Origin of the sequence: Flagellimonas sp. CMM7 (assembly GCF_021390195.1) — a bacterium.
Lineage (GTDB): Bacteria > Bacteroidota > Bacteroidia > Flavobacteriales > Flavobacteriaceae > Flagellimonas.
In genome coordinates this window covers 2,758,376-2,783,031 of sequence record NZ_CP090003.1, presented here as the reverse complement: position 1 = coordinate 2,783,031, position 24,656 = coordinate 2,758,376, and the positions used below count along the sequence as shown (strand labels likewise).

20 protein-coding genes are annotated in these 24,656 nt (G+C 37.5%); 8 read left to right on the top strand and 12 right to left on the bottom strand.

The features are described from left to right. Positions 1 to 50 precede the first annotated feature (50 nt). From rpsJ to LV704_RS12575, 5 genes are all read right to left on the bottom strand, one after another. Positions 51 to 356: a 30S ribosomal protein S10 gene (gene rpsJ, locus LV704_RS12595; protein WP_007094989.1), complete on the bottom strand. Its 306-nt coding sequence runs from the start codon at positions 354 to 356 to the stop codon at positions 51 to 53. A 12-nt stretch (positions 357 to 368) separates the two neighbouring features. Beyond that, complete coding sequence (gene fusA / locus LV704_RS12590) at positions 369 to 2,501, bottom strand: elongation factor G (protein WP_163423579.1); 2,133 nt, start codon at positions 2,499 to 2,501, stop codon at positions 369 to 371. A gap of 8 nt (positions 2,502 to 2,509) precedes the next feature. Beyond that, entirely contained in the window at positions 2,510 to 2,986 is a 477-nt protein-coding gene (gene rpsG / locus LV704_RS12585) for a 30S ribosomal protein S7 (RefSeq protein ID WP_055397037.1), read from the bottom strand. A 6-nt stretch (positions 2,987 to 2,992) separates the two neighbouring features. Continuing rightward, positions 2,993 to 3,367, bottom strand: a complete 375-nt coding sequence (gene rpsL, locus LV704_RS12580; protein ID WP_031445118.1) for a 30S ribosomal protein S12 — start codon at positions 3,365 to 3,367, stop codon at positions 2,993 to 2,995. A gap of 194 nt (positions 3,368 to 3,561) precedes the next feature. Then, entirely contained in the window at positions 3,562 to 4,341 is a 780-nt protein-coding gene (locus LV704_RS12575; protein ID WP_163423580.1) for a hypothetical protein, read from the bottom strand. A 336-nt stretch (positions 4,342 to 4,677) separates the two neighbouring features. Between LV704_RS12575 and LV704_RS12570 the strand changes: the two genes are divergently transcribed. The 5 genes from LV704_RS12570 (at position 4,678) to rlmB (ending at position 15,375) form a co-directional block, all read left to right on the top strand. Further along, a complete protein-coding gene (locus LV704_RS12570; protein WP_163423581.1) occupies positions 4,678 to 7,929 on the top strand; it encodes a SusC/RagA family TonB-linked outer membrane protein in 3,252 nt (1,083 codons plus the stop codon). A 20-nt stretch (positions 7,930 to 7,949) separates the two neighbouring features. Continuing rightward, positions 7,950 to 9,674, top strand: coding sequence for a SusD/RagB family nutrient-binding outer membrane lipoprotein (locus tag LV704_RS12565; protein WP_163423582.1), 1,725 nt, complete (start codon positions 7,950 to 7,952; stop codon positions 9,672 to 9,674). Positions 9,675 to 9,705: 31 nt separating this feature from the next. Next, the gene (locus LV704_RS12560; RefSeq protein WP_163423583.1) at positions 9,706 to 11,022 is read left to right on the top strand and encodes a hypothetical protein; all 1,317 of its coding nucleotides are present in this window, start codon (positions 9,706 to 9,708) and stop codon (positions 11,020 to 11,022) included. 237 nt (positions 11,023 to 11,259) lie between these two features. Further along, the gene (locus LV704_RS12555; protein ID WP_163423584.1) at positions 11,260 to 14,595 is read left to right on the top strand and encodes a VCBS repeat-containing protein; all 3,336 of its coding nucleotides are present in this window, start codon (positions 11,260 to 11,262) and stop codon (positions 14,593 to 14,595) included. A gap of 48 nt (positions 14,596 to 14,643) precedes the next feature. Continuing rightward, positions 14,644 to 15,375: a 23S rRNA (guanosine(2251)-2'-O)-methyltransferase RlmB gene (rlmB, locus tag LV704_RS12550; protein ID WP_163423585.1), complete on the top strand. Its 732-nt coding sequence runs from the start codon at positions 14,644 to 14,646 to the stop codon at positions 15,373 to 15,375. A gap of 6 nt (positions 15,376 to 15,381) precedes the next feature. Here the strand turns inward: rlmB and LV704_RS12545 are convergent, their stop codons facing one another. Beyond that, positions 15,382 to 16,110 (bottom strand): rhomboid family intramembrane serine protease, encoded by a 729-nt coding sequence (locus LV704_RS12545; RefSeq protein WP_163423586.1) that lies wholly within the window; start codon positions 16,108 to 16,110, stop codon positions 15,382 to 15,384. 137 nt (positions 16,111 to 16,247) lie between these two features. On the opposite strand from LV704_RS12545, the gene LV704_RS12540 reads away from it, so the two are divergent. Further along, on the top strand, positions 16,248 to 17,525 hold the full coding sequence (locus tag LV704_RS12540; RefSeq protein WP_163423587.1) for a replication-associated recombination protein A: 1,278 nt from the start codon (positions 16,248 to 16,250) through the stop codon (positions 17,523 to 17,525). Here LV704_RS12540 and LV704_RS12535 read toward each other — a convergent pair. From LV704_RS12535 to radC, 6 genes are all read right to left on the bottom strand, one after another. After that, positions 17,522 to 18,358 carry a hypothetical protein gene (locus LV704_RS12535; protein WP_163423588.1) on the bottom strand — a complete coding sequence of 279 codons (837 nt, stop codon included), beginning with the start codon at positions 18,356 to 18,358 and terminating at the stop codon, positions 17,522 to 17,524. The two genes, LV704_RS12540 and LV704_RS12535, sit on opposite strands and share 4 nt — an antisense overlap. Before the next feature lie 13 nt (positions 18,359 to 18,371). Next, positions 18,372 to 19,829, bottom strand: a complete 1,458-nt coding sequence (locus LV704_RS12530; RefSeq protein ID WP_163423589.1) for a DUF5723 family protein — start codon at positions 19,827 to 19,829, stop codon at positions 18,372 to 18,374. Beyond that, positions 19,826 to 20,377, bottom strand: coding sequence for a hypothetical protein (locus LV704_RS12525; protein WP_163423590.1), 552 nt, complete (start codon positions 20,375 to 20,377; stop codon positions 19,826 to 19,828). Before LV704_RS12525 ends, LV704_RS12530 begins: the two co-directional genes overlap by 4 nt. Positions 20,378 to 20,507: 130 nt before the next feature. Next, positions 20,508 to 21,125 carry a YjjG family noncanonical pyrimidine nucleotidase gene (locus LV704_RS12520; protein WP_317164656.1) on the bottom strand — a complete coding sequence of 206 codons (618 nt, stop codon included), beginning with the start codon at positions 21,123 to 21,125 and terminating at the stop codon, positions 20,508 to 20,510. After that, positions 21,118 to 22,413 carry a polysaccharide deacetylase family protein gene (locus LV704_RS12515; RefSeq protein ID WP_163423591.1) on the bottom strand — a complete coding sequence of 432 codons (1,296 nt, stop codon included), beginning with the start codon at positions 22,411 to 22,413 and terminating at the stop codon, positions 21,118 to 21,120. The genes LV704_RS12520 and LV704_RS12515 overlap by 8 nt, the downstream gene beginning before the upstream one ends. A 13-nt stretch (positions 22,414 to 22,426) precedes the next feature. Next, positions 22,427 to 23,125 (bottom strand): DNA repair protein RadC, encoded by a 699-nt coding sequence (radC, locus tag LV704_RS12510; protein ID WP_163423592.1) that lies wholly within the window; start codon positions 23,123 to 23,125, stop codon positions 22,427 to 22,429. Between the two features lie 58 nt (positions 23,126 to 23,183). Here radC and LV704_RS12505 point away from each other — a divergent pair, with 58 nt between their 5' ends. Together LV704_RS12505 and LV704_RS12500 are read left to right on the top strand one after the other, a co-directional pair. Continuing rightward, positions 23,184 to 23,633 carry a DUF1569 domain-containing protein gene (locus tag LV704_RS12505; protein ID WP_163423593.1) on the top strand — a complete coding sequence of 150 codons (450 nt, stop codon included), beginning with the start codon at positions 23,184 to 23,186 and terminating at the stop codon, positions 23,631 to 23,633. 128 nt (positions 23,634 to 23,761) lie between these two features. After that, positions 23,762 to 24,640, top strand: coding sequence for a bile acid:sodium symporter family protein (locus LV704_RS12500; protein ID WP_163423594.1), 879 nt, complete (start codon positions 23,762 to 23,764; stop codon positions 24,638 to 24,640). Positions 24,641 to 24,656: the final 16 nt, after the last annotated feature.

Here is a 24,656-nt window from a genome sequence, read left to right as displayed (position 1 = left end):
TCGCACGCAGCTCCGGACATGTCTGCCTCTCTCTTAAAAGGCGTGCAAATTTATACTTTTATTTCGACTTCTACACCACTCGGAAGCTCTAATTTCATTAAAGCATCAATGGTTTTTGAAGAAGAACTGTAAATATCCAATAATCTCTTATAAGAACTCAACTGGAATTGCTCTCTTGATTTCTTGTTCACGTGTGGCGAACGCAAAACCGTAAATATCTTTTTGTGCGTTGGCAATGGGATTGGCCCAGTAACCACAGCACCGGTTGTCTTAACTGTTTTTACAATCTTCTCAGCAGATTTATCCACTAAATTGTGATCGTAAGATTTAAGTTTTATTCTAATTTTTTGACTCATCTTGCTGAAAAATTAAGCGGTTACTCCTTTTACTGATTTAATTACCTCTTCTGATATGCTCGATGGAGTTTCCGCATAGTGCGAGAATTCCATAGTTGACGTTGCTCTACCTGAAGACAAAGTTCTTAGGGAAGTAACATAACCGAACATTTCTGAAAGCGGTACGGTTCCTTTTACGACTTTAGCACCAGCTCTATCACTCATATCACTGATTGTTCCACGTCTTCTATTCAAGTCACCTACTATATCACCCATGTTTTCTTCAGGTGTAAGCACCTCAATCTTCATGATTGGCTCCATAATCACAGCACCTGCAGCTTTACCAGCAGCTTTGTAGCCCATTTTTGCAGCCAATTCGAAAGAAAGTGCATCAGAATCCACAGGGTGGAAAGATCCATCTTTCAACGTGACTTTCATGGTATCCATTTCAAATCCAGCTAAAGGTCCGTTTTTCATTGCAGCCTTAAATCCTTTCTCAACCGATGGAATAAATTCTTTTGGAATACGACCACCTTTTATCTCATCAATAAACTGCAATCCAGTTCCTTCGAAATCTTCATCCGCAGGACTCATCTCAAATACAATATCCCCAAACTTACCTCGACCACCAGATTGCTTCTTGTAAGTCTCTCTGTGAGCAGCCATTTTAGTAAGCGCTTCTTTATATTCAACTTGTGGCTCACCTTGGTTCACCTCAACCTTAAACTCACGACGTAAACGATCAACAATAATATCTAAGTGAAGCTCACCCATTCCAGATATAATGGTCTGCCCTGAAGCCTCATCCGTTTTTACCTGAAAAGTAGGATCCTCTTCGGCCAATTTAGCCAAAGCCATACCCAATTTATCAACATCAGCCTTAGTCTTAGGCTCAACAGCAATACCAATTACCGGATCAGGAAAGTCCATGCTTTCAAGGATAATAGGATGCTTCTCCGAAGACATAGTATCCCCAGTCTTAATATCCTTAAATCCAACCGCCGCACCTATATCTCCAGCTTCTATATAATCAATAGCATTCTGCTTATTGGAATGCATTTGATAGATACGTGAAATACGTTCTTTTTTACCTGAACGATTGTTCAATATATAAGAACCAGCATCTAAACGACCTGAGTACGCTCTAAAGAATGCCAAACGACCTACAAAAGGGTCAGTGGCAATTTTAAAGGCCAAGGCAGAAAACGGCTCTTTTGAATCAGGTTTTCTAGTAATTTCATTACCAGTATTTGGATCGGTACCTACAATATCATCTTTATCTATAGGTGATGGCAAGTAACGACAAACAGCATCCAATAAGAATTGAACTCCTTTATTCTTAAATGAAGAACCACAAATCATAGGAATGATAGCTCTATCCATTACCGCAGCTCTAAGTGCAGCATGCACTTCTTCCTCGGTGATAGAATCTTCATCTTCAAAGAATTTCTCCATCAACTCTTCATCATACTCCGCAACAGCCTCGATCAAAGCAGCTCTATACTCCTTAACTTCAGCTTTCATTTCTTCCGGAATATCAACAACATCAAACGTTGAACCAAAGTTATCATCATGCCAAACTATAGCCCTGTTCTTGGCCAAGTCGACAATTCCTTTAAAATCAGCCTCGTCTCCAATTGGCAATACAATTGGAACAGCATTAGAACCAAGCATCGTTTTTACTTGATTACAAACGTTTAGAAAGTTGGACCCTTGACGGTCCATTTTGTTAACAAAACCTATACGTGGCACTTTATAGTTATCGGCCAATCTCCAATTAGTCTCTGATTGTGGTTCAACACCATCAACAGCACTAAACAAGAAAACCAAACCATCCAACACACGTAATGAACGATTTACCTCTACGGTAAAATCAACGTGACCTGGGGTATCTATAATATTAAAGTGATATCCTTTGGCATCTGCCGTAGGCTTTCCATTTTCTGTAGGGAATTCCCATGTACAAGTAGTTGCAGCCGAGGTAATTGTTATACCACGCTCCTGCTCCTGCTCCATCCAGTCCATAGTGGCAGCGCCATCATGCACTTCACCAATCTTATGACTTACACCGGTATAAAACAGAATACGTTCTGTAGTAGTGGTTTTTCCAGCATCAATATGCGCTGCAATACCTATATTCCTTGTGAATTTTAAATCTCTTGACATTTTACCAACTAGAATCTAAAGTGAGAGAATGCTTTATTGGCTTCCGCCATCTTGTGAGTATCTACTCTTTTCTTAACCGCCGCGCCTTCTTCTTTTGCAGCAGCCAAAACTTCTGCAGCCAATTTTTGCGCCATGGATTTTTCGTTACGCTTCCTAGAGTAACTAATCAACCATTTCATCGCAGTAGAAATCTTTCTATCTGGACGGATTTGCATTGGAATTTGAAATGTAGCACCACCCACTCTTCTACTTCTTACCTCAACGTGTGGCATTACATTGGAAAGTGCATCTTTCCACAACTCCAAAGCTGTTTTTTCTTCGTCAGTATTTTTTTCCTCAACAATATCAATTGCATCATAAAAAACTTTAAAAGCAACTGATTTCTTACCATCCCACATCATCATGTTCACAAAACGTGTAACAAGCTGATCGTTAAATCTTGGATCTGGTAAAAGCGGTCTTTTCTTTGCCTGTCTTTTTCTCATCTCTTCTTATTTTTTTGGACGTTTTGCACCGTATTTTGACCTACGCTGTGTTCTACCCGCAACACCTGCAGTATCCAATGCGCCACGGACGATATGATATCTAACTCCTGGCAAATCCTTTACTCTACCACCTCTAACCAATACTATCGAGTGCTCTTGGAGATTGTGACCTTCACCAGGGATGTATGCGTTAACTTCCTTACCATTTGTCAACCTTACCCTTGCAACTTTTCGCATTGCAGAATTTGGTTTCTTTGGCGTAGTTGTATAAACACGCGTACAAACCCCTCGTCTTTGAGGACACGAATCCAAAGCAGCCGATTTACTCTTCTTGGTAATTGTGACTCTTCCTTTTCGTACTAATTGTGAAATTGTTGGCATTAAAATTTTTGTTATAAATGTAAACAACCCTCTTTTTGAGGGCTGCAAATGTAGTGATATTTCGGAATAATTCAAATCCTTACAGATTAAATTTGCAATCTATCTCAAAAAACCAAAATCAACAACAATAAGGAAAATGGAAAGACCTTGACATCAAAGAGGTAAAGAGCAAAAAACCCTTTACTTTTTCTGTTTTACAATGTTCCACTAAAAGCTACCAGGTTTACCAACCCACTTCTACTTTTTAGATCCACATTTTTTTCTTTTAGAAATTGCTTAATTTTATTTTGATGTTCAGCTCGAAACAAATCAACCAACTCTTTTTTGCTTCTACTGATACGAACTGGGTCATTATCATCAATTGAAATATAATAGTTGATCTCATCCACAAAACGATGTGGAAAAGACACAGCGTGTGATGTCTTTGCTCGCTTGCCTTCTTTGAACAATTTTCTATTCTGTTCAAACAGTTTGTAATTATCCGTGGAGTATATCATTTTTAAATAGCCGTACGACTTAACGCTATTATCATCAAGAAAAGAAGTGTATTTAAATTTATCGCCCCCGAATGAACATGAAATATTAGAATTCTTCAACAGCGCAAGGACTCCATCTTTCTTTAGCTTCGATTTCCTGATCTCAAATTCATCATTAAATGCATTATATCGCATATACATTTTACTCTCCTCATTACCGTTAAAGAAAATTGTGCCCAACACAAATTCATCCTCCAAATATATAGACCCTTCAATATCCTTTAATTCTATTTTTTGTTCAATCCCCATATTGGCCAACTTATCACGCATTTGATTATAAAAATTCTCAGATGCTGGGTTGTTACCAAAATCAGGACCTATTCCTTGTAAACCTTTTTGATATGAACCAATAACGCCAGGTTGAACATTAGCACTTTGCTGGGCCATTGAATACGTAAAACACAAAAAGAGTACAATTCCACTAAAAATAGACTTCATAATAGTAGTATATATATTAAGGTATAATTTACAAATTAAAATTGTCTTTTAACATTCGTCAACAATATTTAACAAATAAGTCTTCAAATTTGGGCATTAGATCAGAACCTGTACAACTCCAATGGTTTTTGAACCACCTCTGAAGCAATCTTCAAATAAGGGAAATTTGCGTTCAATACAATTTTTAATACCCATAATTGAAGAGTTAATAATTATGAAGAATCATTTTACGGTTAACCCAATTAAAAACATTGTCTTAAAAATTTAGTAAAATTAGTTTGGATTATTAACATGAAATTATGATTTTAGCGCCTAGCTAATTCAAATAATTTTAAAATGAGAACAAAACTTAATGGATTGTTAACGCTGTTATTGGCGTTTGTTGTGCAAATTTCATTTGCACAAGACAAGACGATTTCAGGTAATGTGACGGATTCTGATGGACTTCCGTTGCCTGGAGTTAACATTGTCGTTGAAGGTACCACTAACGGTACTCAAACAGATTTTGATGGAAACTATGCTATTAGTGCAAGTCAAGGTCAAGCACTACTTTTTACTTACATAGGGCAAAAACCCGCGAGAAGGACTGTTGGCGCAGAGAGCGTAGTTAACGTTCAAATGCAGGAGGACGCTCAAGCTCTTGAAGAAGTAGTTGTTACGGCTCTTGGTATCAAAAGAGAGAAACAAGCATTGGGTTATGCCGTGACTGAAGTAGGTTCCGAGGAGCTTGAACAACGCGCCGAAGGTGATGTTGCTCGTGTGCTTCAAGGTAAAGCTTCTGGTGTACAGATCACTCAACAAAGTGGTCTTTCTGGTTCTGGTACCAATATTATCATTAGGGGTCAAACAACTTTTAGTGGTAGTAACCAAGCACTGTTCATTGTGGATGGTGTTCCTTTTAGTACAGATACCAACCCTTCAGGAAGAAACGGATCTCGTCAAGATTTCGTTAATGGTAACAATGGTTCTAGTAGATTCTTGGATTTAGACCCAAACAGTATAGAAAGTGTCAACGTTCTTAAAGGACTTGCCGCTGCTACACTTTATGGTTCTCAAGGACGTAACGGAGTTATCTTAATTACAACTAAAGGTGGTTCAACTCAACAAGGACCTAAGAAAACTGAAATCACTGTTAATTCTTCGGTTTTCTTTAATGAGATTGCTTCACTTCCAGATTACCAAGATGTATATGGAAATGGATTTGATCAAAACTTTGGATGGTTCTTTAGTAACTGGGGTCCAGCTTTCGCAGAAGGCGGAGCTTCAGGATATGGAAATCAGCCTGCAATTGATGAAAATGCAACACTTGCACATCCATATTCAACTTCAACTGCAGCTATCCAAGCGGCGTTCCCAGAATTTCAAGGAGCGCGTTACGATTGGAGACCTTATGACAGTGTAAAGAACTTCTTTAAAACAGGTACAGTATCAAATACTTCCATTAACGTTAGAGGAACTTCTGACGATGGTAAAGTTGGATACAATATGAACTACGGTTATCTTAAGGATAATGGTTTTACTCCTAACAACAGTGTTAACCGTAACACACTTTCTGTTGGTGGTCGTGCTATTTTATCCAATAAGTTTACTATAAATGGTACATTAAACTATGCAAGAACTAAATTTGTTTCACCTCCAGTTGCTTTGAGTCAAGGTAACGGTGCTACCGGAACAGGTTCTTCTGTATTTGGTGACCTTTGGTTTACTCCAAGAAGTATAGATGTTATAGGATTGCCGTTTCAAGACCCAGTTACTGGTGGTAGTGTATACTACAGACAGAACAACTCTATCCAACATCCACTTTGGACTGTAAATAACGCAGAAACAAATCAGGAAACCAACAGGGTTTTCGGACAAGCTACAGTTCAGTATGAAATTAACGATAATCTAAACATTGTATACCGTGCTGGTGTGGATGTTTATAGTGAAGGAAATACAAACTTTCAAAACAAAGGTGGTATCAATAGTAACTCTGGAGATGTAAGATTGGCCAGTGGTATCTATGAAACTTGGAACAACACCAATACTATTTGGGATCATAACCTTGTATTGAACGGAGATTATGATATCACAGAAAAGATTGGTTCTACTTTCAACATTGGTGCAACTACAAGAAGAGAGGAATTCAATCAGCAAGGTGTTGCCAGTGATGGTCAACAGGTATTTGGAGTATTGAGACACTTCAACTTCTTAAACCAAAATGAAATTCAGCAAACGTCTGAAAGAAACATCGCTGGTGTATATGCACAAGCTGATTTTGACTATGACAACTTTTTATATTTAACGCTTGCAGGAAGAAATGACTGGGTATCTAACTTCTCAAAAGATAACCGCTCACAATTCTATCCTTCTGCAAGTATCTCTTTCATACCAACTGCGGCAATTGATGGTCTTAAGTCAGAAAATGTATTGAACTACTTAAAAATTCGTGGTGGTATCGGAGTTTCTGCAAACTTTGATGTACTAACTTCTAATTTCCCAGTAGCGAATACTTTAACATTGGATACTCAAGATGCACAAGATGGTTCTGGTCAAAATATAGTGACCAACACCACAGGTATACGTCTTGGAAACCCTGATTTATCTCCTGAAACTTTGCAAGAAATCGAAGTTGGTATCGAGTCTAGATGGTGGGATAGCAGAATTACATTGGATGCTTCTGTATATCAGAGAAAAACTAATGATTTGATTTTGGACAGACCATTGGATCCAGCAACTGGATTTACGGTTACTGCTACCAATATTGGTGAGATTGAATCTGAAGGTGTTGAAATTGACTTAGGTGTTAATTGGATAAGAGCAAAAGAAGAAGGTGGTTTCGATTGGACTACCAATCTAAACTTTACCGCTTATGAGACTACAGTAAATGACCTTGGGTTGGATACTGACCAAGTAGTTTTCTCTGGTTTTTCCAACTTAGGTAACGCCGCTATAGAAGGTGAAGCTTTTGGTGTATTCTTTGGAAGTAAAATCTTGACAGACGATAATGGTGACTTTGTAGTAGGTGCTGATGGAAATTATGTTCAGGATCCAAATGACGGTATTATTGGTGATCCAAACCCAGACTGGGTAGCTAACGTAAGAAACAGTATTTCTTATAAGAACTTTACTTTCGGATTCCAATGGAACTATACTCAAGGAGGAGATGTATATTCATCTACCATTTCTACTTTATTGGGTAGAGGGTTGATTACTGAGACTATAGATAGAGAGAATACTTTTATTCTACCTGGTGTTGATGCCGATGGCAATGTCAATAACAGACAGATTAACAACTCTACTTATTTCTTTAGTAACCTTTTATTTGGCCCTAACGAATTGCAAGTGTATGATGCTACAACGGTTAGATTGCAAGAAGCTTCTTTTAGCTATAGTTTGCCTTCTAAATTCTTGGACAAGACACCATTTGGAGCACTTACATTCACCGTATCTGGTAACAACCTTTGGTACAGAGCAATAAACACACCAAAAGGTGCCAACTTTGATCCTAACACCAATGGTACTGGAGTAGGTAACGGATTTGGTTTTGACTTTATCAACGGACCAAGTTCAAGAAGGTACGGATTTAGTGTAAAAGCAACATTCTAAGAATTATAATAATGAAAATAATGAGAAACATAAACAGATATATGACTTTGACGGTCTTAGGAGGTTTGCTTGCATTTACCTCTTGTGAGACCACAGAGCTCGACATTACCGCAAATCCAAATGCGCTTACCCCTGATCAAGCAGGTGTTGATTTCTTCTTGAATTCTATTCAAGAGGATTTTGTAAGACAGTATGAAGGTGATGCCGATTTTGACCTTAATGACAACTTCCAGTCAGGTGGTAATACCACCGGGGATGGTTTCAATGAGTTGGGTATGGAGATGACACGTGTTGTAAACATGAATGGTAGAAATTACCAAAGTGTTTATCAGGACAGTGATATGAACGATGAATGGATCAATGCCTATAGAGGTGTTCTTGCGGATATTCGCGCTATGACACCTTTGGCTGAAGCAGCAGAACAAACCAGACACATTGGTATTGCCCAATTTATCGAGGCATATTTAATGATCAGTATGGTAGATTTCTTCGGCGACGTTCCTTATTCAGAAATCGTTCAAGGAGCAGAGCAGAATTTTAACCCAGCATTGGATTCAGGAGCAAGCATTTATGATGCTATGTTGCTTCTTTTAGATGATGCAATTGCCAATTTCAATAGCTCACCTTCCTCTGATCCAGCTAATGATTTCTTTTATGGAAATGATTATGATAAATGGGTGAATGCAGCCAATACATTAAAGTTGAAAATCTATGTACAACGTAGATTGGTAGACACAAATGCCAAAGCTAGCTTTGATGCTATTATCGCCAGTGGTGACTATATTCAAGATACAGCTGATGATTTCTTGTACAACTGGCCAGCTGCAAGTGCTACACAACCAGATACTAGACACCCTAGATATGGTATTAACTATCAAGCGGCAGGTGCTGGAGAGTATATGTCCAACTGGTTGATGCAATTGATGGATACTACAGATGATCCAAGAATTCGTTACTACTTCTACAGACAAACAGCTGCAGTTCCTGGAGCTGGTATAGCGCCAAACGAAGAATTATTGAACTGTTCTTTAGAGACTCCACCGCAACATTATCTTGATGCAGGGTTTGGAGGAGATTTCTGCTATTTACCAAACGGATTTTGGGGTAGAGCGCATGGAGAAGCAGATGGTATTCCACCAGATGGTTTGTTAAGAACTACTTACGGGACCTATCCTGTTGGTGGTAGATTTGATGATGACAGCTTCCAAGCTATTAGCCCATCTTCAGGTGGAGGCGGAAATGGCATCACTAATCTCTTGACAGCTTTTGGAGTTGACTTCATGAAAGCTGAAATGGCAATGGCAGATGGAAATGATTCTGATGCTCGTATGTATATGATGGACGGTATTTCTAAATCTATCGCTAAGGTTCAGGCTTTCCTTTCAGGAAGAGCTGGAAGTTCAGATACATCATTTGAGCCTTCTGAAGCTGCGATTAACCTATACATGAACACAACGGTTGGAGTTCGTTTTGATGCCGCTGACATGGACGGAAAATGGGATGTTATAGCAGAGCAGTTTTTTATTGCTCATTTTGGCAACGGTGTTGAACCCTATAACTTCTATAGAAGAACCGGTTTCCCTACTACATTACAGCCTAACCTAGAGCCTGATCCAGGTACGTTTATTAGGTCTATGTATTATCCTGCAAATGCTGTTAATACTAACTCTAGTATTACGCAAAAAACGGATCAAACACAGCCCGTATTCTGGGATACTAACCCAAGTGCCCCTGTGGCCAACTAAAAAAAGAGCAATGAACATAAAATTTAATTTCATGAGAAAATTTAAGATATATGTCCTGTTGGCTGCGGCAGTCTTTGTTACCGCCTGTAGTGAGGACGACAAGATTACTTTACTGGTACAGGATACTGTAACAGCCGGTGCTGTCTTGAGAACCTTGGACTCATCCGGTTCCTTGGACATGTTTGATACTGGTGCTACTTTATCCTTTAGTATTCAAGAACAAGATGCCGAAGGTGGAGCACTTTTGGACCGTGTTGAGATTACAGGAGATTATGTGGACAACAATGGTACTGATGATGATTCTGTTTCTGGTGCTGCCCTTGCAACTATCGCCGCTAGTGAATTTGGTGAATTAGATGGGCTTCCAACTTTTGATTATAGCCTTACGTTAGCGGAGTTTCTTACCGCAGTTGGTATACCTATTACGCAAGTATTGCCAGGTGACCAATTTATAGTGAATATGGAGCTTTTCCTTACTGACGGCAGATCGTTTAAAAACGAGGATACCACAGGTAACGTAAGTGGAGGTTCTTTCTTTAGTTCTCCTTATCGTTATACGGAAACCGTTGATGATGGTGTCAGCCTTTTATTACCATTTTTAAACGATGGTATTAATGTTGCTGATAAGACTGGTGTAAATATCGCACCAACAGCCGTTAACGATGAATACTCAGTTGAGATTAGAATTGACGATGGAATGGATGGAGCTTTACTTAACACATTGACTATCTATAGAGAATTTATTGATAGAACTGTTGAGGATGGTGATCCTGATCTCTCTCAAGATGAAGCTGTAGAAGTGAGCTATGATATTTCTGCTCTTCCATCTGTAGAAGGTGTAAGAACTATAGAGTTTACTCGTACACTTCTTGAGATTTATAATGGAGTGGATTTTGCTGATTTATCAGTGAATGATGAATTCAACTACCGCTTTGAGTTTTTAACTGATGATGGTAGAATTTTCACCACTAGAACACCTGGCACAGAAAATTTTGTTCAGATCAATGTCCTAGATTGTACATTATTGAATGCAGATGCGCCGTTCCCAGGTGAATATATCATCAACTTCTTTGATAGCTTTGGAGATGGATGGGATGGAGCTCAAATTACCGTATCTATTGACGGTGGTGCTGCTCAGTCATTTACGCTTGGAAATGGTAGTTCAGGAAACAGTAAGTTTACTGTACCAGAAGGTGCTACGTCATTAGTAGTTTCCTATGTTCCTGGCGCTTTTGAATCAGAGCATTCTTATAACATTGCCGATCCAAATGGAAATCAGGCTGCTGTTGACCCAGGTGGTGCTCTTGGCCCAGTTGAGGGCACAGTTGGTATAGCTGTTTGTGACTAAAAGTTTATCATTAGATAATTTCATAAAAGGGCATCTGTAACAGATGCCCTTTTTTTGTTCTTTTAAATTATATCTTAATAAAATTGTACTTGATTAAACTCTTGGATAAGTTTAAACACTAAGTGCCGACTATCTTCAAAAGAAACCGTTTAACTTTGCAATAGCCCTACTTTTATACCTACCTACGTTTAAAATTTGAATTATTAGTTTATATTTCATTAAAATTGGTTGAATTAAATGATCAAAGTTTTTTACATAACACTCTTACTTTTTCTTCTCGTAAGCTGTGGTGACAAAACGAAAGACAATCAGGGTATAAGTGAAAAACCTGAAACCGAAAAGGAAAGTCCAGTATTCAAAAGGTTGGTGACAACAGCAAGTGGCATCAATTTTTCAAACACTATTGAGCATGATGTAGCAACCATGCAAAACCTATTTGACTACGATTACTTTTATAATGGTGCTGGAGTTGGGCTTGAAGATCTAAACAATGATGGTCTTTTAGATATCTTTTTCTGCGGAAACCAAGTTCCCAATCAACTTTATCTAAATGAAGGTAATTTAAGGTTCAAAGACGCCACCGAAACTTCAAACATCAATACTGGAAAGCATTGGTCCAATGGAATCACATTTGTTGATATCAATGGAGATGATTGGATGGATATTTATGTGTCTCAAGGAGGTCCCAATACCAGAGAAAATCGTAAAAATCTGCTGTTCATTAACCAAAAAAACGGTTCGTTCACAGAAAGTGCAGAAACCTACGGACTTGCTGATATGGGCATTAGTACACAATCTGTCTTTTTCGATTTTGACAAGGATGGCGATTTGGACTGTCTTGTAATGAACGAAAATGAACTCTATGGTGTAGATCCAATTAACCTTCAAAGACTTTTAAAGGCCAACCCGGATAATGTCTATTTTAATTCCTCACATCTTTACCGTAATGATAATGGAAGGTTTGTGGATATCACTAAAGATGCGGGGCTCGAAAAACCAATTTTTGGGCTGGGACTAACCATTTCAGATATCAACGAAGATGGTTGGATGGATATTTATATGGCAAGCGATTATTATCTGCCCGATGCACTCTATATAAACAATCAAAATGGAACATTTTCAGACAAAATAAAAGAGTCCACAAACCAAATTTCCTTCTATGGAATGGGTATTGATATTGCTGACCTTGACAATGATAACCTACAGGACATTTTTGTTTTGGACATGGCTGCAAATGATCATGTAAGATCAAAAACGCTAATGGCCTCTATGAGTACAGGTAGGTTTGATTACCTAGTGAATAAGGCAGATTTCCAGCATCAATACATGTACAATTCGTTACAGAAGAACATCGGTAATTCAAAATTTAACAATATTGCACAACTCTCTGGTGTAGCAAATACAGATTGGAGCTGGTCCGTGCTTATGAACGACTTTGACCTTGATGGACATAAAGAAATACACATCACTAATGGTTATAGGCGTTACGCGCTCGACAATGACCTTCAAAGACAGGTATTTGAAGCTAGGCAAAAATATGGCTCAAATGTTCCTTTGGATGTAAAACGACGGCTCTATGAATCTATGCCATCAGAAAAGTTGCCAAATATTCTCTACAAAAGAACATCAGACCTAAGCTATGACAACGTTTCTTCTAATTGGGGGTTAGATGATTTCTCCTTTAGTAATGGTGCAGCCTCAGGAGATTTAGACAATGACGGGGATTTAGACCTTGTTATCAATAATATAGATGAGAATGCATTTCTATATCAAAACACATCTATTGAAGAAAAAAAAGGCAACTACCTAAAAGTGATAGCAAACGGAGATTTGTCCGAAGAGTTTGCCAAGGTAAAAATAGATATTGGAGAAAACGCTCAAGTAATCGAAATAAAAAGAGTTAGAGGATACCGTTCATCTCAGGAAAACAATGCTTTATTTGGTATTGGTAATCAAAAAACCATTGATACGGTTACCATTTTCTGGAAATCTGGTAAAATGCAGCAAAAACTTGATGTTCCAGCAAACACAACCCTATCTTTTAGTGAGAGCGAAGCAAATATTACCGTTAAAACACCGAAAGAAAGAATTAAACACTTCCAAGAAGTTAGTGCAAATAGTTTAGGCTTAGATTTTACGCATAGAGAAAACGCTTATGATGATTTTGAAGAAGAAATTCTATTGCCCTATAAACAATCTAATTTAGGGCCATTTATAACCAAAGGAGATATTAATAACGATGGCCTATTGGATTTACATATAGGAGGAGCCTCTGGGCAGTCTGGACAATTATACCTGCAATCGAATGGAGGCTTCACTAAGGTCAACTCCCCTGCTCTTTCAAACGATGCTAATTATGAAGATATGGAATCCATCTTTTTCGATTTTGATGGAGACAAAGACTTAGATCTATATGTTGTTAGCGGAGGTAATGAATTTGCCGAAAATTCATCATACCATACGGATAGAATCTATGTAAATGATGGTGGACAGTTTACCAGACTTAACACTGATGTTTTAAGCTCTTACCCCAAAAATGGTAAAACAGTCTCCATTATCGATTTTGATAAGGATGGAGATAATGACATTTTGGTAGGCAATAGAGTTGTTCCAAAAAATTATCCTAACCCTCAATCATCCGTTTTGTATGAAAATAGGGAAGGAGAACTTGTTGATGTAACTGAAAAAATTGTTCCGGGACTATTGAATTTTGGCATAGTAAACGATCTACAAATCACTGATATCAATAATGACGGTTGGCAAGATTTTATTGCTGTTGGTGAATGGTCTGGTATTGGCATTTTCATTAACAACCAAGGTACATTTGAGAAGATTGGTGAAGACATTCCTGCTTTGAATGAAAAAGGTTGGTGGTTTTCCGTTAGTGAAACCGATGTGAACAATGATGGGCTTAAGGACTATATTATTGGTAACGCAGGACTTAATATCAAATTTAAAGCCTCCTCTGAAAAGCCTTTTAAGGTGTATGCCGCGGATTTTGATGATAACGGCACCAACGATATTGTATTGAGCAAAAAATACAATGGGACCTATGTGCCTGTAAGAGGAAGGGAATGTTCATCCCAGCAAATGCCTTTTATAAAAGATAAATTTGAAACCTATTCAGAATTTGCCAACGCCAGTCTAGTAGATATTTATGGAGATAAATTAAATGCTTCCTATGAAAGCAGCGTTACGGAGTTTAACTCAATAATCCTTATCAACAAAGGAGGTTTAAGCTTTGAAAAAGTACTTCTCCCGGCCGAGAGTCAGTCTTTTCCGTTACTCGATTGTGTTTTTATCGATATAAATGGAGATGGATATGAAGATGTAATTCCCGTGGGGAACATTTATGAAACCGAAGTTGAAACCCCCAGGCTTGATGCAATTTCGGGCCTTATTCTTTTGTCAAATGGAAAAGATGGTTATACCTGTGTCTCCAATAATGAATCTGGCTTGTTTTTAGATGGAAATGTCAAGGACATTGAAATCATCAGCAATCAAAAAAACGAGAAATACATAATAAATACGGTTAATAACGGTCCATTGTCTGTACATAAAATATCTTTGTAACATCTTTAAGCAATTTTTTATCTAAAAGACGCTATTCAACTGAACACTATGAGCAACCAAATCTATGGAATCCGGGCAGTACTGGAAGCGATTGATTCCGAGCAACCCATAAATAAAATATTTCTTCAAAAAGGACTTGGCGGTGAGTTGTTCAGAGAACTGGAGACCTCAATACGAAAATACGGTATCAGTAGTTCTTACGTGCCTATTGAAAAGCTAAATCGTTTAACCAAAAGCAATCATCAAGGAGCTGTAGCCAATATCTCTCCTGTTCAGTTCCATATTTTTGAGGAATTAGTAGAGAAAGTATTGGGGCAAGAAAAAAGTCCTTTCTTTTTGCTCTTGGACCAAGTATCAGACGTTAGAAACTTTGGAGCAATCATTAGAACCGCAGAATGTTGTGGCGTAAATGGCATTATTATACCTAAAAGTGGTGCTGCGCCAATTACGGACGATACGGTTAAAACCTCTGCAGGTGCTGCCTTTAAAGTTCCCATTGCAAAGGTTGACCATTTAAAAGATGCTATATTTTATCTTCAATCTTCGGGCATTAAAGTTATCGCCGCCACTGAAAAGTCTGAAAATGATATCTATATGGTAGACTTCAACACTCCCTGTGCAATAATTATGGGCGCTGAAGACAGGGGTATTTCAACTTCCATACTTAATCTAGTTGATCATAAGGCAAAACTTCCTTTATTAGGGGAAATTGGTTCTTTAAATGTCTCTGTTGCTTGTGGAGTGTTCTTATATGAAGCGGTTCGCCAACGTATGAGCTAAAAAGCTCTATTCGTCCTTATCTTTTTTATAGTGATAGGTCACTTTAACTTTTTGATGTTCTTCTTCCTCCGTTTTAGTTTCAATAAAATTGCCATCTTCATCAAAATGACTTAAAAAAGGATCATCCTCTTCCCTATAATCTTCTTTTTCCCAATCGTATTTTTTTTCCGCTGGAAGCCTAACATTCGTAGTAAGCGCCAAAAACAAACCTGTTAGAAACCCTGAAAGATGACCCTCCCACGAAATGTTATCTTTTACAGGGAAAATATACCATATCATGCTTCCGTAAATAAAGACAATTATCAATGAGAGGGCAACGAGTCTAAAATGTTTTGCAAAGACTCCCTTAAAAAAAATAAAACTTGCCAGAACATAAATGAGACCACTGACTCCAATATGATAAGAGGGTCTAGCAATAAACCAGGTTAACAGTCCAGAAATAAGAACACCCAGCACCAACGTTCTTAACGCAGCATGTCTGTAAAAATATACTAGAAAACCAGTCAATACGGCTAACGGAATGGTATTGTTGTATAAGTGTTCCAAAGACCCATGAATAAATGGGCTCAGCAAAACACCTATTAAACCGGAAAACCTTCTTGGATAAATGCCAAATTCATTAAAATTGAGTCCAAATTGTACTTCAATCCAAAATACGGTCCAAATGGATAGGACAGCCAGTAAAGGAGCAATTAAAATCCAGTTAGAAAATTTGAAATGATTATTATTCGTCATAACTATAGCTCATACTCAAATACTTGACCATACAAGTGAATTTACACAAATTGTCAGGTTTACTAAAAAAATACTATTATATGAAAGACGGTCATTCTGATACATTCTTCATATAAAATTGTCTTATTTTTATCTTTATGAATGAACCTCTTGCCGAGCGTATACGACCTAAAACCTTAGATGATTACATTAGCCAACATCATTTAGTTGGAGAAAATGGCTCATTAACGCATCAAATTAAAAAAGGGATTATTCCTTCTTTGATTTTATGGGGCCCACCAGGTACCGGCAAGACCACATTAGCCAATATTATAGCCCATGAGAGCCAAAGACCGTTCTATACGCTCAGTGCCATTAGCAGTGGTGTTAAGGATATAAGAGAGGTCATTGAGAAGGCAAAACAAAGTGGAGGTCTTTTCACTTCTAAAAACCCTATCCTGTTTATTGATGAGATACATCGATTTAGCAAATCACAACAAGATTCCCTTTTAGGTGCGGTTGAAAAAGGGTGGGTTACCCTTATCGGTGCCACCACGGAAAATCCAAGTTTTGAGGTGATTCCAGCACTTTTATCCAGATGTCAAGTCTACATACTAAATCCATTTAATAAAGGAGACCTAGAAGCTCTTTTGAGCAGGGCAATGGATACTGACCCCACTTTAAATTCAAAGAAAATAAAGCTAAAAGAAACTGAGGCACTGTTACGGTTGTCTGGTGGAGACGGAAGAAAACTTTTGAATATTTTTGAGCTTATCATAAATTCTGAAACTGGTGATACTGTTACCATAACCAACGATTTGGTTATGAATAAGGTGCAAAAAAACACAGTACTTTATGATAAAACTGGAGAACAGCACTATGACATCATTTCCGCCTTCATTAAATCTATAAGAGGAAGTGACCCCAATGCAGCTGTATACTGGTTGGCAAGAATGATAGAAGGTGGCGAAGATGTAAAATTTATTGCCCGCAGATTGGTCATTTTAGCGTCCGAAGATATTGGGAATGCAAATCCTACGGCATTAGTATTGGCTAATTCAGCTTTTCAGGCTGTAAATACAATTGGATACCCGGAAGCAAGGATTATACTGAGTCAATGTGCTACTTACCTGGCAAGTTCAGCAAAAAGCAATGCCAGTTATGTGGCCATTAAAGAAGCACAACAAAAAGTAAAGGAAACAGGAGATTTGTCAGTCCCTTTAGCTATTAGAAATGCACCAACAAAATTGATGAAAGATATAGGTTATGGCAAAGGGTACGATTATGCCCATGACCATGAAAACAATTTTGTTGATTTTGAATTTCTCCCTGAAGAAATTTCAGGAACTACGTTCTATAGACCCGGGGGCAATCCGAGAGAAAATGCTATGAGAGAATTCCTAAAAAATAGATGGAAGGATAAATATCAATTTTAAAATTTGACATTTAGTTCTTTAAGTACCTTTTCCCCATTTTCAGTATATTCAAAAAACCATTTGTCATCTTTTTTGAAAACCACTCCGTTTTTATCTCCATGGCTCACCAAAAAAACATTTTCCACAGAGGTTTCCATTAATTTAAGCCTAACTTTTGGAGTGCTATCCACAAGTTGGTATCCATTCTCTATAGGTTGAGCATATAACAAATCAGAATTTATAGGTTCTGCAACCACGTCCGCTTTTTTCATGGAAGAAGGTACGGGTTCCATACTTTTAAAACTCTGATTTTCAGTTGTTGCTTCCTGCACTACCATTGGCTCCTTAGGTTTCTCATCCAACGATTTTACATCGTTTTTAAAACTAACCGTAATAGGTCTTTCCACTTCTTTTACCTCTTCCTTGGGTATGTATTTGTATTGAAGCGTATCAAAAGAAACAAATGATTTCTTTAGTGCATCTGTATAAGCAGGCCTAAACTCCTTGATCTTGCTTTTTCCCTCAACTGTCCTAAAAATTTCAATAGACTGACAATCTCTAAGAACCAAAGTAGTTTTGGTACTGAAAAGGGATGAAGTATCCTCGAGGTTTACTAAAAGGCCCAGACATCTATTTTTTCTCAAATCCTCAGGCAATGCATCATCATAAACTGCCTTATATCCTCTTTGGTTAAAAAGATGTTTTATTGTGGTACTTGTTTGATGCTTGTTTTGAACTTTATAAGAGTCAAACTTTTTAGGCACTATAATGTATTTATAATCATTTAGTTGTCCATATATTGAACAACTCAATCCTATGGTAAACATCAAAAAAAATAGTAGTCTAGATTTCATATGGAATAGATAATCAATTATCGTTCCAAGATATAATATTAAATCCAAACTGTAAAGAAGCATAGTGGCTATCAGCAACATTTCTATAACCTAAAAGATTATCTCCCAAAATGTAGAAATTGACTGGTCCGGCTTGAAGGTTAAGGCCAAGCCCAATGTTGGACAATGAGTATTTATCGACCGTATAAGTAGTTTTAAGAGAAAGTGTTCTCCCCAATCTTCTTTGGTAAAAACCTGTTAACGCAGCCTGAACACCTCTAGGTCTCTTCATCATAAATAATTGCCCCCCAACACTATTTCTGTATAGATCATTATTTTGACCGCTTTCTGCATTGATTGCACAGCCGCAATCTTTATTGGAAGTTTCAGCTAGACCAAAATCATATCGAAATGACCCATAAACTTTTATTGGCCTAAAAGAAATATAGCCACTTGTGTCATTATCATCGAATGGAACCGATTCTTCAATTTCGTCTATAAGTTCCTGCCATAAATCGTTGTTTAAATCGTTTATGTCTTCTGGCAGGATAACTTCTATACCTTCATTGGTAGCACTCCCCCTCAATGTATAATTTTTAATATCCTTAGAATTATAAATGAAGCCAACATCCAATACGCTTCCTGTAATGGTTGTTTGAGGATTTATGTTATATGTAAAACCAGCATCAAAACCCAGTCCAAGATTTCCACCGAACAGTGCTTTCTTTATGAACAGACGCTCCAAATCCCTTCTGGTAGTGGACGTATCTTCATCTATTATATCCAAAAAACCATCAAGACCAGATGTCTGTAATTCCATATCAGCACTAATGGTATTGGCATAAATATTATTCTGCCCTTGTGTGGTTGTAAAAGACCCTGAGTTTTTTATAGATTGGAATTGAAAAATACTGGAATAGATTTTAGCCCTAGCTCCAATGGTAAGATTATTACTCATTTTTCTATTAACACCAAAATGGAACACGTTGACCATCTCTCCCCTCAAGTTTAGATCACCCAAATCAAAACTTCTTCCTATGTTATCACCTCCATTTCCCTCAAACGCCAAAATCGCTAAACCCTTGGGCCAATACGTAATGATATCCGTCTCTCCGTACATTCCAAAAGAATAGTAATCATCTGGTCTGTTCTTACTTCTAAAGCCCACATTGAACAGTTCTATCTGACTTGTAGTACTAAAATCATCTCTTTTGCTCATATCCTCTATCAATCGTTCCCTAACTTTAGTGGTAAAGTCAACACCGTCATTTGCAAAAAGGTCATTTACGGTTACTCCACTTGTTGCAGCTTGAAAGTATAATCCGGATAAAACAGGTATTCCTGTGTGCCATTTTTCTGAGGTCTTCACCCCTGGGTTGACCATTAGAGATTGTGGAATCTCATAAAAATCATAAAGCAACTGCTTGTTTTGGGACCACATGGAGGCTACCCCAAAAAAAGTGGTTAAAAAGAGTAATTTGCCTAGCCTCATTTTAATCGGAATAAAAATTCGGCGGCAGATCGCACAATAACTTTGGGGTCCGGCTCAGATGAAATACTAGTAGCATCTCCCAGATTGTTTCCGGTTACTCTAAATGTTGAAGTATTGGTCAGAATATCCAAACTCTTCCCTCCAGGACCATAGTCCACTTCTAAAGTTTCTGTTTGAGCAGGTGCTGGGTCAATACTTAGGGACTCTGTGTCCAATATGTTTCCTCCTTCATCCAAAAACTCAATAGTAATATTCAGTGTTTTACTTGTAGTGTTTTCAAGTTCATAACTAATCGTCCCTTCCAGCAATCGTTCCGCTACAAATTGTTCATTGAAAGCATCAAAATTGAAGGTTTGTGCATAAAAAGTACTTACTGCACTTACAGAATTGATGAATTCTTCATCAGATTCCAAATAAAAAATACTGGAAGCAACTGTTGGGGTAACGTTCAAATCATCAAACTGGTCAAAATCCTGTTCCTCTGAGCATGACAGAATCAGCATAGCAGCTACGGCCAACAACAGGTGGGGGGAAAGCAATTTTTTCATAGGTTCAAAAGCATTTTGTAATAAAACAATGTGGCCCTGTTATACCCTAATATAACTCTATAAAATGCTTTTTATTTCAATGAGATTGTTGATGATTTTGCATAAATCATGTTCAGGTTCCTTATGTGCATTAAAGTGAAGTGCATGGAACCCTGCCGATTTTGCCCCCCATGATATCTGCCTCTATACTATCTCCGATCATCAACGAATTTTGAGGAGCAACATTTGCTTTTGTCAATGCCAATTCAAAAATGTAAGGATGTGGTTTTTTTACTCCGGCTATTTCCGAATCAATTATTTGATCAAAGTATTGGTGAATGTTTGAACCTTTTAATTTTTTTTCTTGAATCTCTTGAAACCCATTGGTGATAATATGAAGCTTATATCTGGGAGACAGGTATTCCAAAACTTCAATTGTATTTGGAAACAAATTAGAAAAAGAGGATAGATGCTCTATATACTCATAAGCCAAAACATTTATGGTTTCGTCCGAAATTGTTTTCCCAATGTTGTCAAAAGTTCTTTTTAAACGTTGATATCTAAGTTGAGATTTGCTTATTCTATCCTCTCGGTATAATTTCCAATATTCAAGATTTATGGGAATGTATGCTGTTAAAAAATCCTCCAAATCCACGTCCAATTGATTTTGCTCAAGAATCTTTTGAAATGTCAACGCGGAATTTTTTTCAAAGTCCCACAAGGTGTGGTCCAAATCAAAGAAAACATCTGTAACCACTTCTTTAAACATAGTAGCGTCTTAAGAAGGATTGGTACAATTCTAACCAATTTAATTTATGGCTACTTCCCAATAGCTCATTTGAGAAAATTATCACTAAATCTCCATTTACTTGTTTTACCAGCCTATATACCCTATCCATAACTTCAAAAGCTTCTTCCTTCTTTTTACAATTTGCAAGGGCGTAATCGTGTATGGCAAAAGGATGCACTTTTAGGGGCTGTCTTACTTCCATATTAATGTCATAAAAATAAAAAGGCGTACAGGTACCGGCCCTAAAACCGATTTCATGGGTATATCCCATAGAAAAGTCATCTGTAAACTCAGTTTCAATAAGGTTGCGGTAGGTACTTGGCACATTGACCCTGTTATATCTTAATCTGGAATATTTAATGGGTCTATTAATAAGGTTGCCCAAGAGCCGTTTTTCTTCTTTTAAGACCAACTTGTTTGTAGAAGACAAAAAGGATGTACTCAAGGAAACAGCACTATAATCCGCAACCGATTTTATAAGGTACCCAAATTTGTTATTGTTTGGCGAAATGTTCTTGTCATGAGCTGAATACTTGGCGAACTGAAAGAAAAACATGGTTTTGATCGGAAACTTTTTATGAATTGCTATCAGCTCCTGAAAATTATCATAGGGATCCTTTTTTAAGCCCAAAAGCACCAAGGTGCGTTTGGCCATACTCCTAAATTTAAAACCACCAATATCTAAAAAGAAGCCTCCAAGACTTCTTACAAACCCACGTAAAGCATAACTATGAGATGTGGTTACGTTTATAATTGACGTGAAAGTGTACTTTCTTTTTGGGTTTTGTATGTCCGGAAAACGTTCTTTTAAGGCCTGCAACAGCTTATTGGCCCACAAATCTACAACGGGAAGTTCCAAAAATTTATTTTGATAAGCAATGCTCTCTTTTGCCGGAAATCTTCCCACACTGTCTTTTACATGTGGCAAATACTCCTCATATCTACTTAAAAGATAAAAGCTTGCCGAAAATATGTCATATGGTATGGCGCTTTTTTCTCCACTGGCAAAAAAACATGGAATACCATCCCAATCTGCAATTTTAATGTCCAGATCGTTAATGCCTTGTTCAAACAACAAATCATTGCTCCTGATAAAAAACTCGTTCTGCAAGGGTTGTTTTGAGTACGTTATTTTTGGGCCTTTATGTCTAATAAAATCCTCAACCTTGGTTGTAAACGTTACTTCTATACCCAAAATCTTTTCAAACAGCTGTTTTGCTGTATAGGTAAGTCGGTTGGTAATTTTATGGGTAAATATCAATAACATCTCTACGTGTCAACTAAAGTATTCCTTGGTCCGCAAAACTTAAATAATCATGCTGGGTTAAAATCAAATGATCCAATATTTTAATATCCAAAGCTTCTGAAGCTTTTTTGAGCTTTTCTGTAATTTCTTTGTCCGCAAGGCTTGGTTTTACCGTTCCTGATGGATGGTTATGCGCTAGTATAATACCTACTGCACCAAGTTCCAAAGCTTGTTTTAATACCAAACGTACATCCACCAAGGTTCCCGTAATACCTCCTTTGCTCAACTGGGATTTGTGTATCACCTTGTTGGAATTGTTAAGGTAGACGATCCAAAACTCTTCATGCTGTAATTCTCCAATTAAAGGGTACAATAGCTCAAAAGCATCTTTACTACCAGAAATTTTTGAAATTTTCTCGGCATCTCCTCCCCTCCTTCTTCGACCTACTTCCAAAGCTGCTGCAATGGAAACCGCTTTCGCCTCTCCAATACCCTTAAATTGCATTAACTGATTTACAGAAAGTTTACCAAGCTCGTTTAAGTTATGGTTTACAGAAGCTAAAATACGTTTGGAAAGCTCCACAGCGCTTTCCTTTTTATTGCCTGAGCCTATTAAAATAGCTATCAATTCTGCATCTGAAAGTATGGAGCGTCCTTTTTGTACCAATTTTTCCCTTGGCCTATCATCATCTGCCCAATTTTTAATGGAAAAAGAAGTTACTTTTTCTTGCATGGTCTAAATATAGGAGATTAATATTTTATGTAATTTTCTAACACTAAATATTTCCGTTATGAAATCTCTTTTTGATACCGAAACCTGTTCCGAAGTACTAAACCGTATTAATACGCTCACCGAATCTTCTAAAGCTACGTGGGGAAAAATGGAGGTAGGGCAAATGTTACACCATTGCCAATTTCCCTTAAGTCTTGCGTTGGGTAGGTACCAAATGAAAAAGCCTAACCCTTTTATGAAGTTGATTTTTAAAAGTTTTAAAAAAGGTATGTATGATGATAAACCCTGGAAACCCAATCTACCGACAGCAAAAGGTTTTAAAGTAGTGGATAAAAAAGATTTTGCCCCTGAAAAAACAACACTTGCGGGCTTGGTGAATGATTTTCATTTAGAAAAAAATAGAGAAACTTGGGAACCCCACCCCGCCTTTGGTCCTTTTACCCATGAACAGTGGGGGAAAATGCAATACAAACACTTGGACCACCACCTAAGACAGTTTGGAGTCTAATTGACAAAATCCGTGATTATTTCCTCCAGTTCGTTTTCTTTTCCTAATTTAATTCTAGCCAACACAACTAAGTAATACATGAGATTGTTGGGTTTTATACGTTTACTAAGAATATAATTAATCAAACTATGACCGCAGCCGAACTTATAAGTAAGGTGTTTTTGCCCTTATCTCTTGCTATTATTATGCTTGGTATGGGAATGACCTTGATTCCTGCTGATTTTACTAGAATCATAAGATATCCCAAAGCAATTTTTATTGGCCTTACCAATCAACTTATCTTTTTACCTATTGTTGGTTTTTCTTTAGCCATAGCTTTTAATTTGAATCCCGTGATGGCGGTTGGGTTAATGATATTGGCCACTTGTCCTGGCGGCCCTACCAGCAATTTGATAACGCAGGTTTGCAAAGGAAATATTGCATTATCGGTTACTTTAACTGCTATTGCCAGTATTGTAAGTATCATAACTATACCCTTTATCTTGTCCTATGTATTGGAATATTTTGGAACTGCCACAAATGTCACTATCAAATTGCCCATATTAGACACTATCCTTCAAATAATGGTCATTACGGTTATTCCTATTTCCATTGGTATGCTTATTCGCAAGTTTAAAACAGATTTTGCAAAACGCATGGAAAAAACAATGCGTATTGCTTCTACCGTAATTTTTATTTTAGTATTTCTAGCAGTGTTGGCCGCAAATTTCAACATAATAGGCAAAGCAATGAAAGAAGTGGGGCTGGTCACCTTACTCTTAAACCTAATAACCATGGGTCTGGGTTATTTAACGGCCAGATTATTTAAATTGAACTTAAAGAGCGCCATTTCAATCACCGTGGAAAGTGGTATACAAAACGGAACGTTGGCATTTGTGATTGCTACATCAATATTAAATAATATAGAAATGGGCATTCCAACTGGAGCCTACGCCATATGGATGTTTATAACTGGTGGAATTTTAATGTGGCAACTCGGAAAAAGACCTGAAGTAGATTCCAAATAAAAAGTACTAAGCGAAA

Excerpts from the sequence above, each read along its gene's own strand:
- rlmB (WP_163423585.1), top strand. The coding sequence starts at position 14,644 with ATGAGCAACCAAATCTATGGAATCCGGGCAGTACTGGAAGCGATTGAT.
- rpsL (WP_031445118.1), bottom strand. The coding sequence starts at position 3,367 with ATGCCAACAATTTCACAATTAGTACGAAAAGGAAGAGTCACAATTACC.
- LV704_RS12540 (WP_163423587.1), top strand. The coding sequence starts at position 16,248 with ATGAATGAACCTCTTGCCGAGCGTATACGACCTAAAACCTTAGATGAT.
- fusA (WP_163423579.1), bottom strand. The coding sequence starts at position 2,501 with ATGTCAAGAGATTTAAAATTCACAAGGAATATAGGTATTGCAGCGCAT.
- radC (WP_163423592.1), bottom strand. The coding sequence starts at position 23,125 with ATGCAAGAAAAAGTAACTTCTTTTTCCATTAAAAATTGGGCAGATGAT.
- LV704_RS12515 (WP_163423591.1), bottom strand. The coding sequence starts at position 22,413 with ATGTTATTGATATTTACCCATAAAATTACCAACCGACTTACCTATACA.
- LV704_RS12505 (WP_163423593.1), top strand. The coding sequence starts at position 23,184 with ATGAAATCTCTTTTTGATACCGAAACCTGTTCCGAAGTACTAAACCGT.
- rpsJ (WP_007094989.1), bottom strand. The coding sequence starts at position 356 with ATGAGTCAAAAAATTAGAATAAAACTTAAATCTTACGATCACAATTTA.
- LV704_RS12520 (WP_317164656.1), bottom strand. The coding sequence starts at position 21,125 with ATGTTTAAAGAAGTGGTTACAGATGTTTTCTTTGATTTGGACCACACC.
- LV704_RS12500 (WP_163423594.1), top strand. The coding sequence starts at position 23,762 with ATGACCGCAGCCGAACTTATAAGTAAGGTGTTTTTGCCCTTATCTCTT.
- LV704_RS12575 (WP_163423580.1), bottom strand. The coding sequence starts at position 4,341 with ATGAAGTCTATTTTTAGTGGAATTGTACTCTTTTTGTGTTTTACGTAT.
- LV704_RS12545 (WP_163423586.1), bottom strand. The coding sequence starts at position 16,110 with ATGACGAATAATAATCATTTCAAATTTTCTAACTGGATTTTAATTGCT.
- LV704_RS12555 (WP_163423584.1), top strand. The coding sequence starts at position 11,260 with ATGATCAAAGTTTTTTACATAACACTCTTACTTTTTCTTCTCGTAAGC.
- LV704_RS12570 (WP_163423581.1), top strand. The coding sequence starts at position 4,678 with ATGAGAACAAAACTTAATGGATTGTTAACGCTGTTATTGGCGTTTGTT.
- rpsG (WP_055397037.1), bottom strand. The coding sequence starts at position 2,986 with ATGAGAAAAAGACAGGCAAAGAAAAGACCGCTTTTACCAGATCCAAGA.
- LV704_RS12535 (WP_163423588.1), bottom strand. The coding sequence starts at position 18,358 with ATGAAATCTAGACTACTATTTTTTTTGATGTTTACCATAGGATTGAGT.
- LV704_RS12530 (WP_163423589.1), bottom strand. The coding sequence starts at position 19,829 with ATGAGGCTAGGCAAATTACTCTTTTTAACCACTTTTTTTGGGGTAGCC.
- LV704_RS12565 (WP_163423582.1), top strand. The coding sequence starts at position 7,950 with ATGAGAAACATAAACAGATATATGACTTTGACGGTCTTAGGAGGTTTG.
- LV704_RS12525 (WP_163423590.1), bottom strand. The coding sequence starts at position 20,377 with ATGAAAAAATTGCTTTCCCCCCACCTGTTGTTGGCCGTAGCTGCTATG.
- LV704_RS12560 (WP_163423583.1), top strand. The coding sequence starts at position 9,706 with ATGAGAAAATTTAAGATATATGTCCTGTTGGCTGCGGCAGTCTTTGTT.